This is a genomic window from Streptomyces sp. NBC_00045, from assembly GCF_045041095.1.
In the GTDB taxonomy this organism is placed as follows: Bacteria; Actinomycetota; Actinomycetes; order Streptomycetales; family Streptomycetaceae; genus Streptomyces.
Window position 1 is genome coordinate 705,044 of sequence record NZ_CP108271.1, and the last position, 21,045, is coordinate 726,088.

The following is a 21,045-nucleotide window of genomic DNA, read 5'->3' on the forward strand; positions in this document are numbered from 1 at the left end:
TGGTGCGGGCCTAGGCTTGATTCGTTGCCCGGGTCCTCGGACGGCAGGAGAGCATGCCGTGAAGCCAACCCACCTCCGGCTGCGCCGGGCCTGCGCGGCTGCTGCCGCGGCAGGCGTCCTGCTCGCCCCGGCGCTCACCGCGTCCGCGTACGCGGCTGCCGCCCCTTCCCCTTCCCCCTCCTCCCCTTCCCCCGCTCCCGACTTCGTGCAGCTCACACCGGCGGTCGCGGCGCAGCTGGACGCGGCCGTGCGCCAGGTCATGCGCAAGACGCAGGTACCGGGTGTGACCGTGGGGCTGTGGGCCCCCGGCAAGGGGAGCTACGTCAAGACGTTCGGTGTGGCGGACAAGGCGACCGGCGCACCCATGACGACCCCGCTCCACGTACGCATCGGCAGCGAGACCAAGACGTTCACGGTCACCGCGCTCCTCCAACTGGTCGACCGGAGCAAGGTCGCTCTGGACGACCCGATCGGCAAGTACGTCACGGGTGTGCCGAACGGTGACCGCATCACCCTGCGCGAACTGGCGGGCATGCGCAGCGGGCTCTTCAACTACAGCCTGGACGAGGACTTCATCAAGAAGCTCCAGGCCGATCCGGAACGGCCCATGACGCCGCGGCAGTTGTTGGACTACTCCTTCAAGCACCCCGTGCAGTTCCAGCCGGGCGCGGAGTTCGATTACTCCAACACCAACTTGATCCTGCTCGGTCTGGTCATCGAGAAGGTCACCGGACGCCCCTTGCACGACGTCATCACCAAGGACGTCCTGGGACCGGCCGGGCTGCACCACACGGTCTTCCCCACGAGCGCGGCCATGCCCCGACCCTACGCCCAGGGCTACACGAACCAGACGGCCTCGGGCAAGACCGAGAACTCGACCGCCTGGAACCCCTCCTGGGCCTGGGCCGCCGGAGAAATGGTCTCCGACCTGCAGGACCTGCGCAGCTGGGCGCACACCCTCGCGACCGGCAAGCTGCTGACGCCCGCGACCCAGGCCGAGCGCCTGGAGACCACCCCGATGAACCTCCAGGGCGACGGTTACGGGCTCGGCATCTTCAACGTCCAGGGCTGGATCGGCCACAACGGCTCGATCCCCGGTTACGAGGTCCTGCCCGTGTACCTGCCGCAGGCCCGGGCGACCATGGTGATCCTGCTCAACACCGATTCCCAGTACAAGGGCCAGGAGCCCAGCACCCTCTTGGGCCGGGCGGTCACGAGCATCGTGAGCCCGAACCACGTCTACCCCGGCGACAAGCCCCTGGTGCCCTGAGTCGACCGGGGTCGCGGCGGATGGAGGAGCGCGGGCGTGAGCGCGGGCGTGCGCTCGTCGTGCGCAAGGGGGAAAGGTTGTCCGAACGGGAGCGGACGATCATCGGAAGGAGGAGTACCCACTCCTTTCCACTCTCAAGTTATAACGCACAGGGGGCCTTGCGGCAAGGCCCCCGTGCTGCCGCAGAATCGCTCCTCGAAGCCACAAGCTGCGGAAACGGGAGACCAACCACGTGCGCACGAAGACCATCAACGCCTTCGACCTTCTCGGGCACCTCTCTGCCAAGGCCGATCCTGCGCTGATCGCCGACGACGAGCGGCACTTCGCGGCGCTCGCGGAGAGCCTGGAACAGACGATCGCCGAACTGGGCGGCCGTCTCGACGACTTGCGCAGGGCGCCCGGCGGCCTGGGGCGGGAGGCGATGGACCGTGACGCAGAGATCCATCGGGTGACCGCTCGCCTGCGCGCCCTGCGCCGCTTCGGCCTGGACCTGTGCCTCGGACGCATCGTGGGCGCCGACGACCCCGAGCCCGTGTACATCGGGCGGCTGGGTCTCACCGACGCCGAGGGCCGCCGGCTGCTCATCGACTGGCGCTCCCCCGCCGCCGAGCCGTTCTTCGCCGCGACCCACGCCAACCCGATGGGTCTGGCGAGCCGCCGCAGGTACCGCTGGACGCGCGGCCGGATCAACGACTACTGGGACGAAGTGTTCACGGCCGACGGGTTCGAGGGCCACGCCGCGCTCGACGACCAGTCCGCCTTCATCGCGAGTCTGGGCGGCAACCGGTCGCCCCGGATGCGTGACGTCCTCGGCACCATCCAGGCCGACCAGGACGCCATCATCCGGGCGGGTTCCCGCGGCGCCCTCGTCGTCGACGGCGGTCCGGGTACGGGAAAGACCGTCGTCGCCCTGCACCGCTCCGCGCACCTCCTCTACTCCGACCCCCGCCTCGGCCACCGTCGCGGCGGCGTGCTGTTCGTCGGCCCGCACCAGCCCTACCTGGCCTACGTATCCGACGTCCTGCCCAGCCTCGGGGAGGAGGGCGTGCAGACCTGCACCGTGCGGGACCTCGTCGCCGAAGGCGCCGGGGCGCCGGCCGAGACCGACCCGGACGTGGCCCTCCTGAAGTCGTCCGCGGACATGGTGAAGGCGATCGAGAAGGCCGTCAGGATCTACGAGGAGCCGCCCGCCGGGGGGTTGACGGTCTCGACCCCTTGGTCCGACGTCCGGCTCAGCGCCGACGACTGGGCCGAGGCGTTCCGGGCGGCGGCCGGCACTGCGCACAACGAGGCGCGCGAGCTGGTCCTGGAAGAGCTGCTCACGATCCTGTGGGACAAGCACGACGGCGAGGGCGACCACGACGAGGACCACGGCGTTTCGCCCGCGCTGTTCCGCCGGTCGGTGCTGGCGGACGGGGAGCTGACGGCGGCCCTGTACGGCGCGTGGCCGCTGCTCGACGCGGCCGACCTCGTCGCAGACCTGTGGACCGTCCCGGCCTATCTGCGGATGTGCGCTCCCTGGCTGAGCCGGGACGAGGTACGGAAGTTGCAGCGCGAGCAGGCCCAGGCCTGGACGGTGTCCGACCTGCCCCTGCTGGACGCCGCGCGGCAGCGGCTCGGGGATCCGCAGGCGGCCCGCCGCAAGCGCCGGCACGAAGCGGCCCTCGCCGCCGAACGCGAGCGCATGGCCGGCGTCATCGACGACATCCTCGCCGCCGATGACGACGGTGAGGGTGCCGTGACGATGCTGCGCGGGAAGGACCTCCAGAGCAGCCTGATCGACGAGGCCGCCCTGCCCGGCGCGGACCCGGACCGGCTCGCCGGACCGTTCGCGCACGTCGTCGTGGACGAGGCCCAGGAACTGACCGACGCGGAGTGGCAGATGCTGCTGCTGCGCTGCCCGTCCCGCAGCTTCACCATCGTCGGGGACCGCGCGCAAGCCAGGAGCGGATTCACGGAGTCGTGGCCGGAGCGGCTGGAGCGGATCGGGCTCGACCGGATCACGGTGGCCTCCCTGGGCATCAACTACCGGACGCCGGAGGAGGTCATGGCGGAGGCCGAGCCGGTCATCCGGACCGCGCTCCCCGACGCCAACGTGCCGAGTTCCGTCCGCAGCAGCGGCGTCCCCGTCGTGCACGGATCCGTTGCGGACCTGGACGCGGTCCTCGACGCCTGGCTCGCTGCGCACGACGAGGGGACCGCCTGTGTCATCGGCAGTGCCGACCGCGGGGCCGGTACGTTCCGGCAGTCGTCCCGGGTGCGGTCGCTGACCCCGGGCCTGTCGAAGGGACTTGAGTTCGACCTGGTCGTCCTCATCGACCCGGACGGGTTCGGCGAAGGCATCGAAGGGGCGGTCGACCGCTATGTCGCGATGACCCGGGCGACCCGGCAACTCGTCATCCTCACGAGCTCCTGACCTCGGGGCGGGGGCGTGGGCGTGGGCGGTGCGCTCGCCCCTGGTTTCCGCTTGCCCGAGGTGGATCAGTAGGCGTCGTACTGGCCGAACCAGTCGACGATGTAGTGGGCTTCCCGGCTGCTCTGGTTCCAGAGGTCGATGACCTCGTGCGGGCCCGGCTTCGCCTGGACCAGGTTCGGGACGTCCTTGCCCGCAGTCCAGTTCAGCGCCGAGGACACCGGACGCGGCGGCGGGGTCGGACGCCCGTTGCGGTAGGCGTCCATCGCGTACGGGTCCGGCGCCACCGAGAGGAAGCCGGGACCGGAGGTGCTGGTGACGGTGACGTTCAGTACGTAGGCCTCGACGGGAAGGCCACCGCGGTTGCCGGAGTCCATGTCCATGGGCATGTAGCCGCCGGCGAGGCACGGCCAGCCGCTCCAGCGGCGCGAGTCCAGGAGCCGCCAGGGGCCGCCCTCCGGGAGGCCGGGCGTCGTGCTGGTGAAGGCCGCCTTGCTGCCGGCGCCGTAATAGCCGACGACGTCGACGATGACGTCGGTCCCGGCCCATGCACCGTTGCGGACGTTGATCCGGCCGTCGGCGCCGACGGGCACTATGACGGAGTTCGCGACGGTCTGACCGGCCGTGAAGTTCAGATTGGACGTGGTGGGCGCCGCCTGCCCGCTCGGGAAGACCGTCAGGTGACCGGCTTCCCGCGGGTTGGTGACGGTCACGTTCAGCGCGACGGCGCTCACCCCGGCGGGGATCCCGCTCTTGCCCGTGATCTGCACACCGAACGTGCCCTGCCGGCAACCTGGCCGCGCGCCGCGCCAAGACCCTCGCGGGTGTCGACGAAACGGACCGGTTCAGCGAGGTGTAGCCGTCGTTCGCGGAGCGGTCGAAATAGCCGGTCACGTCCGCGATCAGGTCGACCGCGTTCCAGCCGCCGTTGTACAGCTCGACGTACCCGTCCTTGCTGACCGGCACGATCACCTGGTTCGGGACGGTCTGTCCGGCGACGTAGTTCATGTTCGAGGACTCGGGCCGCTTGCTGCCCGCCGGGTAGGCGGAGACGTGGCCCGCGGCGGTCGCGTTGGTGACCGTGACGTTGAGGACGACCGCGGCGACCCCGGCCGGGACCTTCCCCTTGCCCGCGATCTTCACCCACACCGAGGAGTACGCGCCGACCTTGGCCTTCGTCGCGCCCGTCCCGGCCCGGGTGTCGAGGAGCCGGGTGGGAGCGTGCGGAACGAAGAACGAACCGGCCGTCGAGAACGTGAGCTCGTTCACGGCCCGGACCTTGCTGACGCTGTCCGTGGCGGTCACGGTGACCGTGTAGTCCCCGGGCCGGGGGTAGGCGTGCCTGTTGTGCCGCAGCACCTCGCCCCCGAGGGCGGTGGCCGTGTCCGTAGTGCCGTCACCCCAGGCGATGGTCACCTCGTGCGGGACGGCCACCCCGTTGTAGAGGTTGACGTTCAGGTCGATCCCGCGCGCGGTGGTGATGTCGGCCGACATCGCGATTTCGAGGTTCGAAGCAGCGGCGGCGGTCTGTGCCGTCGCCTCGTCTTCTCCGCTGCCCGGCTGCGGCGTTCGCACCGTGTGCCCGGCCGGGCTCTGGAACGTCCCGGCCTCGTCGGCGGCCCTCTCGACAGGCGGAACGGACACCCCGGGCGCCGCGGGATCGTCGGCCTGCGCCACGCCCGGTATGAGACCCACGCTCGCCGCGATGGCTGCGGCTGAAACCACGAGTCGGCGACTGCGCACCGGCCCCCCATTCATCTCCGTTGCCGCTTGAACAAGATCGAAAGCCCGCTCAGAGTACAGACGGGTCCGGCAGCGCTGCAGGTGGGTTACGTTGTGGCTCCATTCGGGGGACGACGTACGGAGCTTGTGCATGACGCAGAACACAGGGTGGGGACCTACGGGAGCACCCGGACCGGGAGGCCACGGAGGCGGATGGGGCGGCGTCCCGCCGTGGGGCGGCTGGGCGCCGCCGGCGCCGCAGCCGGGGGTGATACCCCTGCGGCCGCTGGCTCTCGGGGACGTGCTCCGCGGATCGTTCGCGACCATCCGCAACCACTGGAAGCAGCTGGCCGGTGTCATGCTGACCGTGCAGGCCGTCATGCTGCCGGTCATGGCCCTCGCGGTCGTCATCGCCGTGGCCGCCGTGCACGAGCACTTCGAGCCGGTCTTCGACCCGCCCTACGGCGAGACGCCCGGGGCCGAGCACGTCGTCCCGCTGGTCGTCGCGGGAGGCACGCTGTTCGCGCTGCTCCTCGTCCTGGGCGTGCTGGGCACGGCGGTACTCGCCGCGCTCTGTCAGGCGGTGCTCAAGGAGGCCGTCATGGGCCGCCCCACCACCTTCCGGGCCATGCGGCGCGCCGCCCTCCGGCGGGCCCCCGCGGTGGCCGGCGCGTTGTTGCTGACGATGCTGATCGCCGGCTCCCCGATATGCGCCGTCATGGCCCTGTGGGTCCCACTGATGTTCTCCGTGGCCTCCGGGGACGGCGGCCCGGTGCTCCTCGGCCTCCTGCCGGTGCTCCTGTTCGCCGCCCTCCCCCTGTCCGTGTGGCTCAGCACCCGCCTCGGACTGGCCCCGGCCGTCGTGGTCCTTGAGGGAGCGAGCCCGGTCACCGCGCTGCGCCGCTCGGCCAAGCTGGTCCGGGGCGACTGGTGGCGGATCTTCGGCTTCACCCTCGTGGCCGCGATGGTCGCGGGGGCGGTCTCGTACGCGGTCCAGATGCCGTTCAACCTCATCGGCATGTTCGCGGTGATTCCCGCCGTGGCGGACCAGCCCGAGGGGGGCGCCCCCACGACCGGTCTGATCACCGCCCTGGTGCTCGCCCTCCTCGCCATGGTCCTCGGCACCACCGTGGGCCAGATGTTCCAGATCGGGTTCACCCAACTGGTCAGCGGGATGCTGTACGTCGACCAGCGCATGCGCCGCGAGGGCCTCGCCGACGCGATCCTCGCCGAACTCGCGGCGAGCCGACCCGCCGACCAGCCCGCCGAGCGTCCCGACACCCCGCCCGCCGGGTCCGCGGGGCCGACCGACGCCTAAGGGGTGTCGCCGACCCGCGCCGCGGTTGCTCGGAGGAACGGCAGGTCGCGCTCGCCCACCCGGGCGAGGGGGCCCGCGGCGCGCATCACGACGTCCAGGACGCGGTCGGGCTCGGCCGCATAACAGTGCGCGAACCACGGCATGTTGGCCTCGACGACCGCCCAGCCGCCGCCGACGAGCCGGCCGACGTCCACGCAGACGGCACTGGGCAGACCGCCTGCCGTGGCGGCGAGCACCTCACGGGCGAAGGCACGGGCGCCCGCGTCCAGCGGTGCGGGATCAGGGCGTCCGTGTACGGCGTAGCGACTGCCGGCCGCGACCTCCCCGTCGAGTACGAACAGCCGGTATTCGGCCGCGAACTCCACCACGCCGCTGACGAGAACGGGCGTGAGGGCGTCGAGACCGGCCGGCAGGGCGCTCGCGTCCTCGTACACCGCGGCGGGCAGCAGGTCGATCTTCGCGGAAGGCGGTTTCACGAAGGCACGTTCCTGCAGTGAGCGGGCTTCGGCGAGCGTCGTGAGCCGCACGGCACGCCGGAGAAGGGGGTGCGGCACCGTCGCCAGCCACTCGTCGGCCGGTTCGAGCAGCCCGAGACCGAGCCGCCCGGCCAACGCGTCGGCGGCGAGCGGGCCGCCGTACCAGTGCGTCTCGCGCCCCTCGGCCCGACCGGCGTGCGCGAGGACTTCGTAACCGCGCCAGGCCGCCGCCTGTGCGAGGAGTTCCGCGGTGCTGGTCCGGGGCGGGTTCAGCAACAGGGTGCGTACGGTGCGGGCTTCCATGGCGGCGAGGTTACAAGGCGGGGAGCCCGTGGAGCCCGCCGCGGCTGCCGAGGTAGGCCTACGTCGTGCGGTCGAGGCCGGAGGCGGCCCGGGGGGCTCGGACGGCGTGCAGGTTCTCGCGGGCGGTGAGCTGGCCCTGGACGAAGGGGTCGGACTCCGGGGCGTACGGACCGCTGTGGTCGGCGAGCAGCTCGGTGATGCGCTGCCATTCCGCTGCCGCGGCCAGGGCCTCCTCGTCGGCCCCGGCCCCGGCGGCGAGGGCTTCCTCGGCCGCCTCACGGGCCGCGGCCGCTTCGTGGTGGCTCATGCCGGCGGCTTCGTCCCGTACGCGGTCGCGCGTCGCGCGCTCCCGCTCGGTGGGCTCGTGGGGCTGCTGCTGCGGCTCGATCGCGTGCTGGTCGGCCATGCCGTACCTCTTCTCTCCCTCGGGTTTCCTCGCTCGTCTGCCCCGCCCGGCGGAGGTTAGCTCCTCCCCGGGGCGACCGTGCGGGCGCCCTGTTGCGACGGAACCGAACGTGCCACCGTGGATGGGTCGTGCAGTCACCCGATGCGGTTCGGAGGGGATCTCATGAAAGACGAGCGCCGGAACAGTGTTCGACCGGCGGCGCCCGCGCGGCGCCGGTGGGCGACGGTGTCGGCCGCCTTCGTCGCGGCGTCCGCGGTGGCGTTGGCGACCGCCACGCCCGCGAGCGCCGAGGTGAAGTACACGTGCGGGACGTACATCTGCGTGGCGACCGCCTACCAGGGGCGCGACTACGTCCAGGACATCACGGTCACGACCAAGGACGGACTGCCCGGGACGCTGCGGGCGTTCGTGGGCGACTACCGGAACAGCAGGGCCGGCGTGTCGCGGGCCCGGTTCGTCGTCAACCGCGAGATTAGGGCGTACCCGAGGCTGGCTGTCTGCGGTGGCCTGGACCGCGGTGGCAGGGTGATCGAGAACCACTGCGTACTGATCCCCTGACCGCGGTGGACGGTGCGCGTTCCCGGAACGTGCGGGGCCTTGCCCAGGCGTGCGCGAAAAACGTCCCGAGCGGCTGTTACACGACCCTGAACCCGTTCGGAGCAGCGCCGACGAGGGGCGCCGCGGCGGGCGTCCGGACCGGGAGGCCTCCGCCCCCAGGCCTCCCAAGGCCCGCTCCGCGCGCCGGCGCGGTCCGGGTCAGCACCGTGTTGACCCATGTCCGGTACAAGAGAGAGTCACGGATATGTCCGCATTCGGCAACATGCGGCAACACGCTCCGAATAAGTGGCTTTGGGTGGTGGCGGCGGGCCAGAGTGTGGCTCCTCGGCAGGACGCCGGGAACTGTTCGAAGCCCACCTCCCTTTCACGGGCAGGGTAGGGCTGCTGTCTGTGAAGGGGTCATCTCCATGTCTGCTTCTCTCGCCACCCGCCGGGTCGTCTCCGCGTTCCTGGCCGCAGGCGCCCTGGTCGGTGCCGCCGCCCTCCCGGCAGCCGCCGACGGCCACCAGCGCGGCCACCGCGCCCCGCAGTCCTCGATCGTCATCGGCGAAGTCCAGTACGACAGCCCCGGCCGCAACGACCGCTCCGCCCGCGCCCTGAACGGGGAGTGGGTCGAGGTGAGGAACACCGGCCGCCACGGCGTCAACCTGCGCGGCTACACCCTCACCGACCGGCAGGGCAACCGCTACCGCTTCAACGACTTCCGCCTGGACGGCCGTTCCAGCGTCAAAGTCCACACCGGCAAGGGCCGCGACACCAGCCGCGACGTCTACCAGGACCGCCGCGACCAGGTGTGGGACGAGCGCGACAGCGCCACGCTCCGCGACAACCGCGGCAACGTCCTCGACTCCAACTCGTGGAACGGCCGTCGCCACCACCGCAACCACTGACCCGAACCGGCCGGCCCTGACGGGCTGACCCGGCCGGCGGCCACGCAGACGAGAGCGTGAGCCGCCGGCCCCCGCGAACGGCGTGTCACGGCGATCCTGCCGTGACACGCCGCTCTCGCGTTTCCCGCCCCTCCCGTACCCTGCGGCGGTTTCCCTCCGTCAGCCCGCCCGGTGCGGCAGCCAGGCCGGCGGCCACGCCCGCAGCGCCCGGCCGTCCGGGAGGGGCACCACCGCCCGGGATGCCGGACTGGTCTGCGCGGTCGCCGTCGACGACTGCCCCGGGTGGGTGAACGGCGGGGTGTCCTGGGCGCACCGCGCCCCTTCCGGCGGCAGCGCCCCGGTCAGCACGTACCGCACCACGTGACGCTTCACGCAGGCACTCGGGTTGTCCAGTGCGGTGTGCCCGTAGCCGTCGAGCGTCAGCAGTCCGGCGCGCGCGAGCTGCGCGGCCATCGCCTGCCCGGCCCGGTACGGGGTGGCCGGGTCGTACACCGGATTGACCACCAACACCGGGTGCGCGGTGGTCCGGTTCCACGGACCCGTGTACGGATGGGCGGCCCGGGAGGGCCAGGCGGCGCACGGCTCGTTCGCCCACACCCACCACCGGGCGAGCGGGTCGGACTCCTCGACGGCCTGCCGCTCCAGTACGGGATAGCGCGCGGGCGCAGCGGGGTTGGGACTTTCGGCGCACAGGACCGCGTACAGCTGCTCGAACCCGGGGTAGTGGGCGGGCCCGGTCGGAGCGGGGGGCTCGGTCGGCGGCCGTCCTCGCCACAGCGTCTGGAGGATGTCGGCGGTCCTGGTCCAGCCCGGGTGCACCGTGTAGAGGCCACCCCGTACCTCGCTCACCGCACGGGCGTACGTCCACTTCCCGACCGGCTGAGCGGAGATGCGCTCCAGCAGGGTGTCGTACTTGGCCCGGGTGGCCGCCGCACTGCCGGCGGAAAAGGCGCAGCGGGACACCGGCGCGCGGCCGCAGTGGTCGAGGAACTGTCCGAGCGTTCCGGCGGATCCGCGGTGCGAGCCGAGGCGCAGGAAGGTGCTCCGCGCCGGCTCGGCGCCCTCGCCGTGGTCCACCCAGGCCTGCGGGTCGACGTTCCCGTCTACCACGAGTGCCCCGACCCGGTCCGGGAACAGGTTCGCGTACGTCGCTCCGAGCAGCGTGCCGTACGAGATGCCCCAGTAGCGCAGTCTGTCGTCGCCCGCTGCCCGGCGCAGCAGGTCGAGATCGCGTGCGGTGTCGGCGGTCGAGACGTGGCGCAGCAGCTCCGGGTCCCGCCGCTCGCACCGCTTCGCCAGATCGGTGTGCGCGGCGACGTACGCCCGCTGCTCCTGCCGGCCGACCGGGAACGGCGGGACCTTCTTCTGCCAGGCCTCCGCCTCGGCGGCGCTGTCGAAGCAACGCACCGCCGTGCTGTCGCCGATGCCGCGCGGGTCCCAGCTGACGATGTCGAAGCGGTCCCTGAGCTCCGCCGGGAACTTGCGGTACAGCCCGGGCAGTCCGATGGTCCCGGGGCCACCGGGCCCGCCCGGGTTGAAGAACAGCGATCCCTTGGCGCGCCCCGGGCCGGTCGCCCGGTGGCGGATCACCGCCAGGTCGATCGTCCGGCCCGAGGGGTCCGCATGGTCCAGGGGCACTTGTGCCACCGCGCATTCGAATTCCGCCCGTGCCTTCTGCGGGCACGGCCGCCAGTGCAGTACGACGCGTTCGTGGCCGCCGTCCGGGCCGCCGGCCGACGCGGGGGCGGCCGCCGACAGCAGCGCCAGAAGGGCTCCGGCCAGCGCACTGGCAGCGCCGCGCAACGGTGTCGATATGCCGGTCGTCCGCATCGCCGGCCCCTTCCGTGGGCGGGGGACGGCCCGCGCGGTGTCGGCAGGCCTCGTCTGCCATGACATCGGCGGCCGGCACTCCGGGCAACCGGCACGCGTCCGAACGGGTCCGGGTGTCCTCGGGACGCAGCCGCTCCGGGTGCGCCGATTGCGGTCATCGCCGTACGCATTCGGTGATCACGTACGGTACGCAGAGGGGTGCCGCGTCTCCCGGTCAGCGCGCCGCGGTCTCAGGCGGTCGGGCTCGCATCCGGCCGGGGGCTGCCCTGGCCGCCGCGTTGCGGCAGCAGGGCCTTGCAGGTCTCGAAGGCCTGCGCCGACTGCGGGTCCGAGGTGGGGACGCCCCGCGTGCCCGGAGCGTTCGGGGAGGCCGACGGCAGCACCACGCCGTGGTCCTTGAGGCAGCTGGTGAACGTCTTCATGGCACTGCCGTCGCCGCCGGGGCCGCCGCGCCCGTTGAACTGCGGGCGCAGGTCCGCGCACGCCTGCGTGGCCTCCCTGCGCTGCGGGTCGGCCGAAGGGCCGCGGCCGGCGCCTGCGGACGCGCCACCACCCCAGCCGCCGGGACCGCCCCCGGCACCGGGCCCCCGCGTCCCGTTGGACGGGCGGCCGCTCCCGCTCGGGCGCGGCGCCATCGTGACGCCGTGCTGGGCCAGGCACTGGCGGTACGCGTCCATCGCCTTGGCGTCCGGCGAGGCCGACGCCGAGGCGGATGCGGATGCACCGGCCGCCGCGTTCACCGCACCGGAACCGGAGGAGCAGCCCGCGAGCACCAGCCCGCACGCAGCGAGGACCAGGGCGCACACGGCCGCCCGGGACGCGACGTCAGTGCGCGCAGTGGCCGGCCGGGTCGTGGTCCAGGGCATGTCCGTTGTCTCCTCGGGGCGTCGGGCCGCCGGCGGCGTCGGCGCGCCGGCGACGAAGACTGAACCGCACGGAGATGGGGGCGACCGGGGCATCGGCTGGGAGTTCCCTGACAGTGCGCGGGCCACGGCACTCCTGCGGTACCGGGAGTCTGATCGATACGCCCCGTATCCCACGCTATGCCCGCTTCGGTGGAGCGTGCCGTTCCCAGGGAACTCCCAGGAACCTCCCAGAGCCTCCAAAGTGCGGGCGGCCAAGATCCTGCTCCATGAAGGTGCTCCCACGGCGGCGCAGGGCCGTCCTGATCAACTCGGTGCTCGGAGTGGCGGTCCTCGCGGGCGCCGGCGGCGCGTACGCGGCGGTGACGAGTGGCAGCGACGCTCCGGCGCGCGGCGGCGCGCGGACCGTGACGGTCGCCAAGGGCACCGTCCTCGCGACCGTGTCCGGCTCGGGGTCTCTGAGCTCACCCAGCGATGCCGGGGTGAACTTCACCACCGGCGGCCGGCTCACCGAGGTCGACGTCAAGCCGGGCGACAAGGTCACCAAGGGCCAGCTGCTCGGCAAGGTCGACTCGACCGCCGCGACGGAGTCGCTCACCCAGGCCCGGGCCGCGCTGACCGCGGCCCAGGCCAATGTCACCAAGGCCGAGGCCGGCCAGGCGGGTTCGGCGCCGAACACCGGCTCCTCGTCGTCCTCCTCGTCGTCGTCGAGGGGCGGCTCCGCGGCCGCTTCCGTACCGGCCGCCACACCGACCGTGGACCCGGCGCAGGTGGCCCAGGCCCACGCCCAGCTCACCCAGGCCCAGAACGCCGTCGACGCCGCGCAGCGCGCCGTCGACGGAACCGTGCTGAAGGCCCCGGCTGCGGGGACGGTCGCCTCCGTCTCGGCGAAGGTGGGTGACACCGTGTCCGGTACGAACGGCAGCGGCAGCGGCAGCGGTGGTACGGGCGGCGGCGGCAGTGGCGGTTCGAGCGGCAACTCCGCTTCCGCGAACGCCGGTTCCTCATCCGCCCTGTCCGGCTTCGTGGTGCTCACGAACCCGTCCGGCATGCAGGTGACGGCGAACTTCTCGGAGGCCGACGCCCTCAAGCTGAAGCCTGGCCAGGCGGCCACGGTCACGCTCAACGCGATGTCCGGCAAGACCCTCAATGCCCAGGTTCTGTCAGTCAGTTCGCTTCCCACGAGCAGCGGCTCGTCCTCCGGCGGCGGCAACTCGGGAGGCGGGAGCGCCGTGCAGTACGCGGCCACCCTCACCATCACGAGCCCCACCGACGACCTGCGCAGCGGCCTCAGCGCCGCCATCCAGGTCGTCGTCGGCGAGGCGTCCGGCGCCCTCTCGGTCCCGACCGCGGCCGTGTCCGGGACCGGTGCGAACCGTACCGTCACCGTCGTCAAGGCGGACGGCACCGCCGTGCGCACGCCGGTCACCGTCGGCCTCGAAGGCGACAGCACCGACCAGATCGTCAGCGGGCTGACCGAGGGCGAGCAGGTGCAGCTGGCCGCGGTGTCCTCGGCAGGGAACGGCGGTTTCCCGGGTGGTGCCTTCCCCGGCGGCGCCGGGGCGGGCGGGGCCGCCGGTGCCCGCAACCGCGGCGGGGGCAGTGGCTTCCGCACCGGCGGGGGCGGGGGTGGCCGCGGATGACGCCGCCGCTGTGGCCGCGCCGGGCGCCGTCCGGCGCACCGTCCGCGGCTCGGACCGGGGCGCCGGAAGCGGACGTACCGCGGCAGCCCGCGCCGCCGGTGATCGAGGTCCGTTCGCTGCTCAAGACGTACGGGCACGGCGACGCCGCCGTGCGTGCGCTCGGCGGACCGCACGATCCGGCCACGGGCCGCCAGCCCGGCGTCGAGCTCGTCGTGGAACAGGGTGATTTCGTCGCCGTCATGGGCAGCTCGGGCTCGGGCAAGTCGACCCTGATGAACATCCTCGGCTGCCTCGACGTCCCCACCTCGGGCCGCTACCTGCTCGACGGGATCGACGTGGGCGGGTTGGACGAGCACCAGCTCTCGCTGGTCCGCAACCGCAAGATCGGTTTCGTCTTCCAGTCGTTCAACCTGGTGCCCCGCACCAGCGCCGTCGCCCAGGTGGAACTGCCGCTGGCCTACGCCGGAGTGAAGGCCGCCGAGCGGCGTCGGCGCGCGGTGGCCGCGCTCACCCTGGTCGGCCTGTCCGAACGCCTGGACCACCGGCCCAACGAACTCTCCGGCGGCCAGCAGCAGCGCGTCGCCGTGGCCCGCGCGCTCGTCACCGCGCCCGCGATGCTGCTCGCCGACGAGCCGACCGGCAACCTGGACAGCCACAGCACCGAGGAGGTCCTGGCCCTCGTGGACCGGCTCAACGCCTCGGGACGCACCGTCGTCCTGATCACCCACGAGGACGAGGTGGCCCGGCACGCCAAACGGGTCCTGCGCCTGGTGGACGGGCAGATCGTCGAGGACGTACGGCAGGCGCCCGTGGCCGGTCCCCCGCCCGCGATGACCGGGGCGCACGCGCTGGCCGGCACCCACGCGGTGGCCGGAGGTCTGCGGTGAACCCGTTCCAGACGCTGCTCTTCGCCTTCGGCGGGCTCGCGGCCAACAAGGTGCGCTCCGCACTGACGATGCTGGGTGTGCTGATCGGCGTCGCGGCGGTGATCCTCCTCCTCGCCGTCGGCAACGGCTCCTCCCAGGCGGTGAAGGACTCCATCGAGAAGCTCGGCACCAACGCCCTGACCGTCTCCTCGGGCAGCGGATCCGGCGGCGGGCGCTCCGGCTCCGCCGGCGGTACGAAGCCGCTGACCGTCGAGGACGCGCGGGCGCTCGCCGACCCCTCGGCCGCGCCGCACATCGAGTCGGTGGCGCCCGAGGTCACCACCTCGCAGACCGCGCTGTACGAGGGCACCTCGCACTCGGTCGGCCAGGTCGTCGGCACGTACCCGGCCTACTTCAAGGCGTCCAACAGCAAGGTGGCCAAGGGCGACTACTTCAGCGGCGACGACGTACTGGCGTCCCGGAAGGTCGCCGTCATCGGCGCGACGACCGCCGCCGACCTGTTCGGCACGGCCGACCCGGTCGGCCGCAAGGTGGTCCTCGGCGGCACGCCGTTCACCGTGGTCGGGGTGCTCGCCGCCAAGGGCGGTACCGGTTTCCAGGACCCGGACGACGTGGTGGTCGCACCGCTGCCCACCGTGCAGAACGCCTTCACCGGCTTCGGCTCCGTCGGTCAGATCCTCGTCGAGGCCAAGTCCGCGGACGCGACGGCGGGGGCGCAGAGCGAGATCACCACGGTCCTGATGGCGCGGCACGGGATCAAGGACCCGGCCACCCTCGACTTCCGGGTGGCCAGCCAGGCCTCCCTGCTGACCACGCAGGCGGCGACGAACAAGACGTTCACGGTGCTGCTGGGCGCGGTCGCCGCGATCTCCCTGCTGGTCGGAGGGATCGGGATCACCAACATCATGCTGGTCACGGTGACCGAGCGGACCCGTGAGATCGGCATCCGCAAGGCGATCGGGGCGCCGCGGGGCGTCATCCTCGGCCAGTTCCTCGCCGAGTCGACCCTGCTCTCGCTGATCGGCGGCGGGCTCGGCGTCGCGGCCGGGCTGATCGGCTCGCACTTCACCATCGTCGGCATCAAGCCGGTCGTCATACCGGAGTCGGTCGTCGGCGCCTTCGCCATCGCCGTGGTGATCGGGCTGTTCTTCGGCGGCTACCCGGCCAACCGGGCCGCGAGCCTGCGGCCCATCGAAGCGCTGCGGCACGAGTGAGCCGGCACACGCAGGAACAGGGAGAAGCTGACATGGCACGACGCCGCACCGAACTGGAGAAGCAGCCCGAGGCGGGCGAGGACCGGTTCGCGCCGTTCGCCGAGGTGTTCACCGCCTCGGCCGCCGCGGACGCCGCCGCGGAAGCCGGCGGGGGCCCCGGCGGGGCGGGCCCGTCGGCGGGTGGATCCCCGGCGGATCCCGCGGCCGACCCCGAAGGGATCCTCTCCGAGCCGCCGGACACGCGGGACATCTCGGCGGAACTCGCCGCTCCGCCCCGGCCGCGGCTGCCCTGGCTGACGCTCCTGCTCTCCGGCGGGGTGGTGGCCGGTCTCGCGTTCACCGGGGGCGCCCTGGTCGAGAAGGGCCATCTCCAGGGGTCGGGAGGAGCCGGCGCCGCCGGCCGGAACTTCACCGCGGGAGCGGGCACCGGCCAGGGGCGCACGGGCTCGGGCCCGTCGGGCACCGGCTCCGGCGGCCAGCGGCAGGGAACCGCCGGCCAGGGCCAGGGTGCCACCGGCCAGGGGCGCACCGGGGCCGGGCAGAACGGCCAGCGGCAGGGCTTCGGGGCTGGGACGGGCGGAACGGGCGGCCCGGGCGCCGGGGCCGGCGTGACCACCGGTACGGTGAAGCTCGTCGACGGCACGACCCTCTACGTCACCGACGCCCAGGGCAACGTCGTCAAGATCACCACCGACACCAACACCCAGATCACCGAGGCCAAGACCGGCAAGGTGTCCGACCTCCAGCCGGGTCAGACCGTGACCGTGCGCGGCAGCCAGAACCCCTCCGGCGACGTCGCCGCGACGACCGTCGCCCAGGGCGGCGCGGGAGGGTTCTCGGGCGGCGGCCGGGGCTGAGCGCGAGAAGGAGGACCCCATGGACACGGCGACGCCCGAGGCGAGCCTGCTCGTCGTCGACGACGAGCCGAACATCCGGGAGCTGTTGTCCGCCTCGCTGCGGTTCGTCGGCTTCCGCGTCACCTCGGCGGCGAGCGGTGCCGACGCGCTGGCGGCGGTCGCCAAGGAGCGGCCCGACCTGGTGGTGCTCGACGTGATGCTGCCCGACATCAGCGGGTTCGCCGTGGTGCGCCGGCTGCGCGAGGTGGCCGGCAGCGGGGCTGGGGCCGATCACCTGCCGGTGCTGTTCCTCACCGCGAAGGACGGGGTCGACGACAAGGTCGGCGGGCTGACGGCCGGCGGCGACGACTACGTCACCAAGCCGTTCAGCCTGGAGGAGCTGATCGCCCGGATCCGGGCGATCCTACGGCGCACCGGCGCACCGACGGGCGAGGGCCGCCTCGTCGCCGGCGACCTCGAACTGGACCCGGTGGGCCACCAGGTGCTGCGCGGCGGCCGGCCCGTGTCCCTGTCCCCCACCGAGTTCAAACTGCTGGCGTACCTGATGACCCATGCCGATCGCGTCGTCTCCAAGATGCAGATCCTCGAACACGTGTGGGCGTACGACTTCGGCGGCGACCTCAGCATCGTCGAGTCGTACATCTCGTACGTGCGCCGCAAGGTGGACTCGGGCGCGGACGGCGCCCCCAAGCTCATCCACACCGTGCGCGGCATCGGGTACGTCCTGCGCCGCCCCCAGGCCTGACGTGGCGGGACGCCTTCGGCGGCCGGAGCGCGCACGGCTGCGGACGAAGCACGTCGCACACCGCTTCGCACGCCGGTTCGCGGGCCTGTCCCTGCGCTCGCGGCTCGTGCTGCTCTCCATGGCCCTGGTCGCCCTCGGGCTGACCGTCAGCGACACCGTCGTGCTCGGCTCGGTGCGCGCCCAGCTGGTGGGGCGGGTGGACCAGCAGCTCGAACGGTACGGGGACTCGGTGGCGTACCGGGTCCGGGCCGAGGGCACCCCGCAGCAGCACCTCGGCCGGACGGGCGGCCGGGCCTGGCTGCCGAGCCAGTACGTGGTGGCGTTCGCCGATGCCGACGGGAGGGTGTCGGACCAGTTCCGGCAGCCCGTGGCAGCGGGGGATCCGGGCCCGCTGTGGCCGACGATGGACGGGGCGCAGCTGCGGGCCAGGTTCGGGCGGCCGTTCGAGGTGCCGAGCGACCACGGGGGCGGCACCTGGTGGGTGCTGATCGTGCCGGTGGGCAGCGACGATCCGCAGCTGCCCTCGGGGGTGGTGGTCGCGGCTCCGCTGGACGACGTGTCCTCCACCCTCGACCACCTGGCCACCGCCTTCGAACTCATCGGCGTCGTGGTGTCGCTGCTGCTCGCCGCGGCCGGCTGGTTCGCCGTGCGGGCGGGGCTGCGTCCGCTGCGGCGGATCGAGGAGACCGCGGCGGAGATCTCCGCCGGCAGGCCGCTGTCGCACCGGATGCCGGACGCCTCGCCGCGCACCGAAACCGGGCGGCTGAGCAGCGCGCTCAACGGAATGCTCGCGCAGATCGAGTCGGCGTTCGCGGTCCGCGCCGCGTCGGAGGAGCAGATGCGGCGCTTCGTTGCCGATGCCAGCCACGAGCTGAGGACGCCACTGGCCGGCATCCGGGGCTTCGCCGAGCTGTACCGGATGGGAGCCCTCGCCGACGAGGCGGAGGTGAAGCGGACCATGGCCCGGATCGAGAGCGAGGCGGTACGGCTCAGCGGCCTGGTGGAGGACCTGCTGACCCTGGTCCGCATGGACGAACAGCGCCCGCTGGAGCTTGCGCCGATGGACCTGCGCACCCTCGCGGTGGACGCCCTGCACGACACCCGGGCGCTGGATCCGGCGCGGGAGGTGGTCCTGACGGGCCCGGGTGGCGTCGGCCTGCCGGGCCCCGCGCCGGTGGACGGGGACGAGGCGCGGCTGCGCCAGGTGGTCGCCAACCTGGTCGGCAACGCCGTTGCCCACACCCCCGCCGGTTCGCCGGTACGGATCGGGGTCGGCAGCGCGGACGGCCACGAGGTGATCGAGGTGGCCGACTCCGGGCCGGGCCTCACGCCGGAGCAAGCGGCCCGGGTCTTCGAGAGGTTCTACCGGGTGGACGCCTCCCGGAGCCGGCAGGCGGGCGGCGGGGCGGGCCTGGGCCTGGCGATCGCCTCCGCGCTCGTCCAGGCCCACGGGGGCGAACTGGAACTGGAGACCGCGCCGGGTGGCGGTGCGCTGTTCCGGGTCCGCCTGCGGTCCGCCGGGCACTGACGGGGTTGCCGGGCCGACGGCCCGGCCTCCGCTACTTCAGGCCGATCTCTTCACACGCGGCCCGGTACCTGTCGGTGCAGATCTCGGCGATGGTGTAGACGCCGTCCTCGACCACGGTGGACTTGACGTTGTTCCTGGTCAGCGCGACGCCCGGGACGAGTACCGAGGGCACGCCCTTGGTGGTCGGGCTGTCCACGATCTGGTTGATGAGTCCGTCGATCTTCTCGCCCTGCGCCAGGGCGACGGCCATCTCCGCGGCGGCCGCGGCCTCGGGGGCGTACTGCTTGTAGACGGACATGTACTGCTCGCCCGAGACGATGCGCTGCACGCCGGCGAGTTCGGCGTCCTGGCCGGTGACCGGGGGGAGGGGGGAGACCCCGGCGGCCTTGAGGGCGGTGATGATGCCGCCGGCCATGCCGTCGTTGGCGGAGTAGACGCCGACGATCTTTCCCTTGCCGAGCGCCGAGAGGGCGGCCGCCATGTTCGTGTTGGCGTTCTCCGGCTTCCAGTCGACGGTGTCGTACTCCTTGCCGACGGTCACCTTGCCGTCGAGGACGGAGTGCGCACCGGACTTGAACTGCTTGGCGTTCGGGTCGGTGACCGAGCCGTTCATCATGACGATCTGGCCCGCGTTGGCCTTGTCGCCCAGCGCCTCCACCAGGGCCTTGCCCTGGACCTTGCCGACGTCCTCGTTGTCGAAGGAGGTGTACGCGTCGATCGGGCCTTCCGCCAGGCGGTCATAGGCGATGACCGGGATTTTGGCGTCCTTGGCCTTCTTCACCGCCCCGCCAATGGCCTTGGCGTCGACCGCGTCGATGATCAGGACATCCACCTTGCGGGTGATCATCGCTTCGACCTGGGCATTCTGGGCGCCCGCATCCTGCTTGGCATTGGCGTAGACCACTTCGCCCTTACCGCGGGTGAATTTGGCGACCTGCTTCTCGATCAGCGGCTTGTCGAACTTCTCGTAGCGCGCGGTCTGGTTCTCCGGAAGCAGGAGGCCGACCTTGATCGCCTCCTTGGCGGAGCCGCTCGGTCTTCCGTCCGAGTCCTCCGAGCTACCGCACGCGGCCAGCGAGACGGTGATCGCGGAAGCAGCGACAGCGACGACGGCCCGACCGAGATGTGTGTTCACGACGTAAACCTCCCTGAACAGGCCGTGTCCTTCCGGCCGAGGTAAACGCAGTCAACTCGGCTACAAGACTGTCGTCAAGAAGTGAATTATTAACGTGATGGCAACGTTGCCATCACGCTCCGCTTTCACGCAATTCAGTCAATAACCAAGCTTTTCCGTACGATTAGCCCTGTGACGCTATTTCAACTTATGGAGAGGCGGTAAAGACTCCGACCGTCCGGGAGGCGTCGCGCCGCAGGCGTCGGCGCCTCCCGCGAGGAGGGTCCTCAGGCGTCGATCGGGCGACGCGGCGCACGGCGCATCGGCCACAGGGTCGGTCCGCCACCGGGCAGTTGGACCTCCCCGAGCACCGTGAAGCCGAAGTGCTCGTAGACGGGGAGGTTGGCCGGCTTGGAGGACTCCAGGTAGACGGGGAGGCCGGCCGCGTCGGCCTTGGCGAGGCCCGAGCGGAGCAGGGCGGCCCCGTGACCCTGCCCCTGCGCCGCCGGATCCGCGCCGACCACGGCGAGGTACCAGTGCGGCTCCTGGGGCCCGGCCCCGGCAGCCTCCTCCGCGGCCTGCCGGAACAGCGGAGCCCGGTCACCCAGGATCTCCGAGAGCTCCTCGACGGTCCCGGCGTCGGGCACGGCCTTCTCCTGCGCGCCCGGCGGAACCCAGAACGCGGCCGCCGCATCGGTGTGTTCACAGACGCCGTGGCGGACGTACTGCCGGGTGAACAGGGTGGTGAAGTAGCGGCCCAGCCCTTCCTCGCGCGAGGCGTCGGAGGGGAAGAACCAGCGCATCATCGGGTCGTCGCCGAAGGCGCGGGCCAGGATACGGCCGATCGACTCCGCGTCGTCGATCGTTGCCGTTTTCGGTGTGTTCGTCATCGACATACGGGTCATTCTGCATTTGATGATCTTGGACGGTGAACCCGGGGTATCCGGTTGCCGCCGGTCCGGGTCTTGTGCGATGCGTCCACTGGACGCAAGATATGCGTCCAACGGA

The 21,045-nt window shown here is 72.2% G+C and carries 19 protein-coding genes and 1 pseudogene; 12 read left to right on the top strand and 8 right to left on the bottom strand.

Annotated elements, in window-relative coordinates; translation table 11 throughout:
• The first annotated feature begins 58 nt into the window (after positions 1 to 58).
• Complete coding sequence (locus tag OHA65_RS03530; RefSeq protein WP_405761133.1) at positions 59 to 1,270, top strand: serine hydrolase domain-containing protein; 1,212 nt, start codon at positions 59 to 61, stop codon at positions 1,268 to 1,270.
• A 232-nt stretch (positions 1,271 to 1,502) separates the two neighbouring features.
• The gene (gene helR / locus OHA65_RS03535) at positions 1,503 to 3,686 is read left to right on the top strand and encodes an RNA polymerase recycling motor ATPase HelR (RefSeq protein WP_327281593.1); all 2,184 of its coding nucleotides are present in this window, start codon (positions 1,503 to 1,505) and stop codon (positions 3,684 to 3,686) included.
• A 65-nt stretch (positions 3,687 to 3,751) separates the two neighbouring features.
• Here the strand turns inward: helR and OHA65_RS03540 are convergent, their stop codons facing one another.
• Positions 3,752 to 4,453 carry a hypothetical protein gene (locus OHA65_RS03540; protein ID WP_405761135.1) on the bottom strand — a complete coding sequence of 234 codons (702 nt, stop codon included), beginning with the start codon at positions 4,451 to 4,453 and terminating at the stop codon, positions 3,752 to 3,754.
• A 311-nt stretch (positions 4,454 to 4,764) separates the two neighbouring features.
• Between OHA65_RS03540 and OHA65_RS03545 the strand changes: the two genes are divergently transcribed.
• On the top strand, positions 4,765 to 5,001 hold the full coding sequence (locus OHA65_RS03545; protein ID WP_405761138.1) for a hypothetical protein: 237 nt from the start codon (positions 4,765 to 4,767) through the stop codon (positions 4,999 to 5,001).
• 8 nt (positions 5,002 to 5,009) lie between these two features.
• Here OHA65_RS03545 and OHA65_RS03550 read toward each other — a convergent pair.
• Positions 5,010 to 5,558: pseudogene (locus tag OHA65_RS03550) on the bottom strand (hypothetical protein); the annotation flags it as partial.
• Here OHA65_RS03550 and OHA65_RS03555 point away from each other — a divergent pair.
• Positions 5,557 to 6,723 (top strand): hypothetical protein, encoded by a 1,167-nt coding sequence (locus tag OHA65_RS03555; RefSeq protein ID WP_327281595.1) that lies wholly within the window; start codon positions 5,557 to 5,559, stop codon positions 6,721 to 6,723. The pseudogene OHA65_RS03550 and the gene OHA65_RS03555 sit on opposite strands and share 2 nt — an antisense overlap.
• Here OHA65_RS03555 and OHA65_RS03560 read toward each other — a convergent pair.
• Entirely contained in the window at positions 6,720 to 7,502 is a 783-nt protein-coding gene (locus tag OHA65_RS03560; protein ID WP_327281596.1) for an ATP-grasp domain-containing protein, read from the bottom strand. The genes OHA65_RS03555 and OHA65_RS03560 overlap by 4 nt on opposite strands.
• 58 nt (positions 7,503 to 7,560) lie before the next feature.
• On the bottom strand, positions 7,561 to 7,908 hold the full coding sequence (locus tag OHA65_RS03565) for a hypothetical protein (protein ID WP_405761141.1): 348 nt from the start codon (positions 7,906 to 7,908) through the stop codon (positions 7,561 to 7,563).
• A 162-nt stretch (positions 7,909 to 8,070) separates the two neighbouring features.
• On the opposite strand from OHA65_RS03565, the gene OHA65_RS03570 reads away from it, so the two are divergent.
• Both OHA65_RS03570 and OHA65_RS03575 read left to right on the top strand, forming a co-directional pair.
• Positions 8,071 to 8,466: a hypothetical protein gene (locus tag OHA65_RS03570; protein ID WP_328761510.1), complete on the top strand. Its 396-nt coding sequence runs from the start codon at positions 8,071 to 8,073 to the stop codon at positions 8,464 to 8,466.
• 407 nt (positions 8,467 to 8,873) lie between these two features.
• Positions 8,874 to 9,356: a lamin tail domain-containing protein gene (locus OHA65_RS03575; protein WP_329312562.1), complete on the top strand. Its 483-nt coding sequence runs from the start codon at positions 8,874 to 8,876 to the stop codon at positions 9,354 to 9,356.
• A 159-nt stretch (positions 9,357 to 9,515) separates the two neighbouring features.
• Here the strand turns inward: OHA65_RS03575 and OHA65_RS03580 are convergent, their stop codons facing one another.
• Complete coding sequence (locus OHA65_RS03580) at positions 9,516 to 11,186, bottom strand: alpha/beta hydrolase (protein ID WP_405761144.1); 1,671 nt, start codon at positions 11,184 to 11,186, stop codon at positions 9,516 to 9,518.
• A 230-nt stretch (positions 11,187 to 11,416) separates the two neighbouring features.
• Positions 11,417 to 12,052, bottom strand: a complete 636-nt coding sequence (locus tag OHA65_RS03585) for a hypothetical protein (protein ID WP_405761146.1) — start codon at positions 12,050 to 12,052, stop codon at positions 11,417 to 11,419.
• A 266-nt stretch (positions 12,053 to 12,318) separates the two neighbouring features.
• Here OHA65_RS03585 and OHA65_RS03590 point away from each other — a divergent pair, with 266 nt between their 5' ends.
• The 6 genes from OHA65_RS03590 to OHA65_RS03615 all read left to right on the top strand — a co-directional run bounded on the left by OHA65_RS03590 (position 12,319) and on the right by OHA65_RS03615 (position 18,923).
• Entirely contained in the window at positions 12,319 to 13,692 is a 1,374-nt protein-coding gene (locus tag OHA65_RS03590; protein ID WP_328761514.1) for an HlyD family efflux transporter periplasmic adaptor subunit, read from the top strand.
• On the top strand, positions 13,689 to 14,579 hold the full coding sequence (locus OHA65_RS03595; protein WP_329312568.1) for an ABC transporter ATP-binding protein: 891 nt from the start codon (positions 13,689 to 13,691) through the stop codon (positions 14,577 to 14,579). Before OHA65_RS03590 ends, OHA65_RS03595 begins: the two co-directional genes overlap by 4 nt.
• On the top strand, positions 14,576 to 15,793 hold the full coding sequence (locus OHA65_RS03600; protein WP_328761516.1) for an ABC transporter permease: 1,218 nt from the start codon (positions 14,576 to 14,578) through the stop codon (positions 15,791 to 15,793). The genes OHA65_RS03595 and OHA65_RS03600 overlap by 4 nt, the downstream gene beginning before the upstream one ends.
• 32 nt (positions 15,794 to 15,825) lie before the next feature.
• Entirely contained in the window at positions 15,826 to 16,650 is an 825-nt protein-coding gene (locus tag OHA65_RS03605) for a DUF5666 domain-containing protein (protein WP_405761148.1), read from the top strand.
• Positions 16,651 to 16,669: 19 nt separating this feature from the next.
• Positions 16,670 to 17,395, top strand: coding sequence for a response regulator transcription factor (locus tag OHA65_RS03610; protein WP_329312572.1), 726 nt, complete (start codon positions 16,670 to 16,672; stop codon positions 17,393 to 17,395).
• 118 nt (positions 17,396 to 17,513) lie between these two features.
• Positions 17,514 to 18,923: a sensor histidine kinase gene (locus OHA65_RS03615; protein ID WP_405759133.1), complete on the top strand. Its 1,410-nt coding sequence runs from the start codon at positions 17,514 to 17,516 to the stop codon at positions 18,921 to 18,923.
• A 31-nt stretch (positions 18,924 to 18,954) separates the two neighbouring features.
• Here the strand turns inward: OHA65_RS03615 and OHA65_RS03620 are convergent, their stop codons facing one another.
• Positions 18,955 to 20,058 carry a substrate-binding domain-containing protein gene (locus OHA65_RS03620; RefSeq protein WP_327281608.1) on the bottom strand — a complete coding sequence of 368 codons (1,104 nt, stop codon included), beginning with the start codon at positions 20,056 to 20,058 and terminating at the stop codon, positions 18,955 to 18,957.
• A 266-nt stretch (positions 20,059 to 20,324) separates the two neighbouring features.
• Positions 20,325 to 20,942, bottom strand: a complete 618-nt coding sequence (locus OHA65_RS03625; protein ID WP_327281609.1) for a GNAT family N-acetyltransferase — start codon at positions 20,940 to 20,942, stop codon at positions 20,325 to 20,327.
• Positions 20,943 to 21,045: the final 103 nt, after the last annotated feature.

Excerpts from the sequence above, each read along its gene's own strand:
- OHA65_RS03585 (WP_405761146.1), bottom strand. The coding sequence starts at position 12,052 with ATGCCCTGGACCACGACCCGGCCGGCCACTGCGCGCACTGACGTCGCG.
- OHA65_RS03625 (WP_327281609.1), bottom strand. The coding sequence starts at position 20,942 with ATGACCCGTATGTCGATGACGAACACACCGAAAACGGCAACGATCGAC.
- OHA65_RS03610 (WP_329312572.1), top strand. The coding sequence starts at position 16,670 with ATGGACACGGCGACGCCCGAGGCGAGCCTGCTCGTCGTCGACGACGAG.
- OHA65_RS03565 (WP_405761141.1), bottom strand. The coding sequence starts at position 7,908 with ATGGCCGACCAGCACGCGATCGAGCCGCAGCAGCAGCCCCACGAGCCC.
- OHA65_RS03595 (WP_329312568.1), top strand. The coding sequence starts at position 13,689 with ATGACGCCGCCGCTGTGGCCGCGCCGGGCGCCGTCCGGCGCACCGTCC.
- OHA65_RS03560 (WP_327281596.1), bottom strand. The coding sequence starts at position 7,502 with ATGGAAGCCCGCACCGTACGCACCCTGTTGCTGAACCCGCCCCGGACC.
- OHA65_RS03555 (WP_327281595.1), top strand. The coding sequence starts at position 5,557 with ATGACGCAGAACACAGGGTGGGGACCTACGGGAGCACCCGGACCGGGA.
- OHA65_RS03615 (WP_405759133.1), top strand. The coding sequence starts at position 17,514 with ATGGCCCTGGTCGCCCTCGGGCTGACCGTCAGCGACACCGTCGTGCTC.
- OHA65_RS03580 (WP_405761144.1), bottom strand. The coding sequence starts at position 11,186 with ATGCGGACGACCGGCATATCGACACCGTTGCGCGGCGCTGCCAGTGCG.
- OHA65_RS03570 (WP_328761510.1), top strand. The coding sequence starts at position 8,071 with ATGAAAGACGAGCGCCGGAACAGTGTTCGACCGGCGGCGCCCGCGCGG.
- OHA65_RS03590 (WP_328761514.1), top strand. The coding sequence starts at position 12,319 with ATGAAGGTGCTCCCACGGCGGCGCAGGGCCGTCCTGATCAACTCGGTG.
- OHA65_RS03605 (WP_405761148.1), top strand. The coding sequence starts at position 15,826 with ATGGCACGACGCCGCACCGAACTGGAGAAGCAGCCCGAGGCGGGCGAG.
- OHA65_RS03575 (WP_329312562.1), top strand. The coding sequence starts at position 8,874 with ATGTCTGCTTCTCTCGCCACCCGCCGGGTCGTCTCCGCGTTCCTGGCC.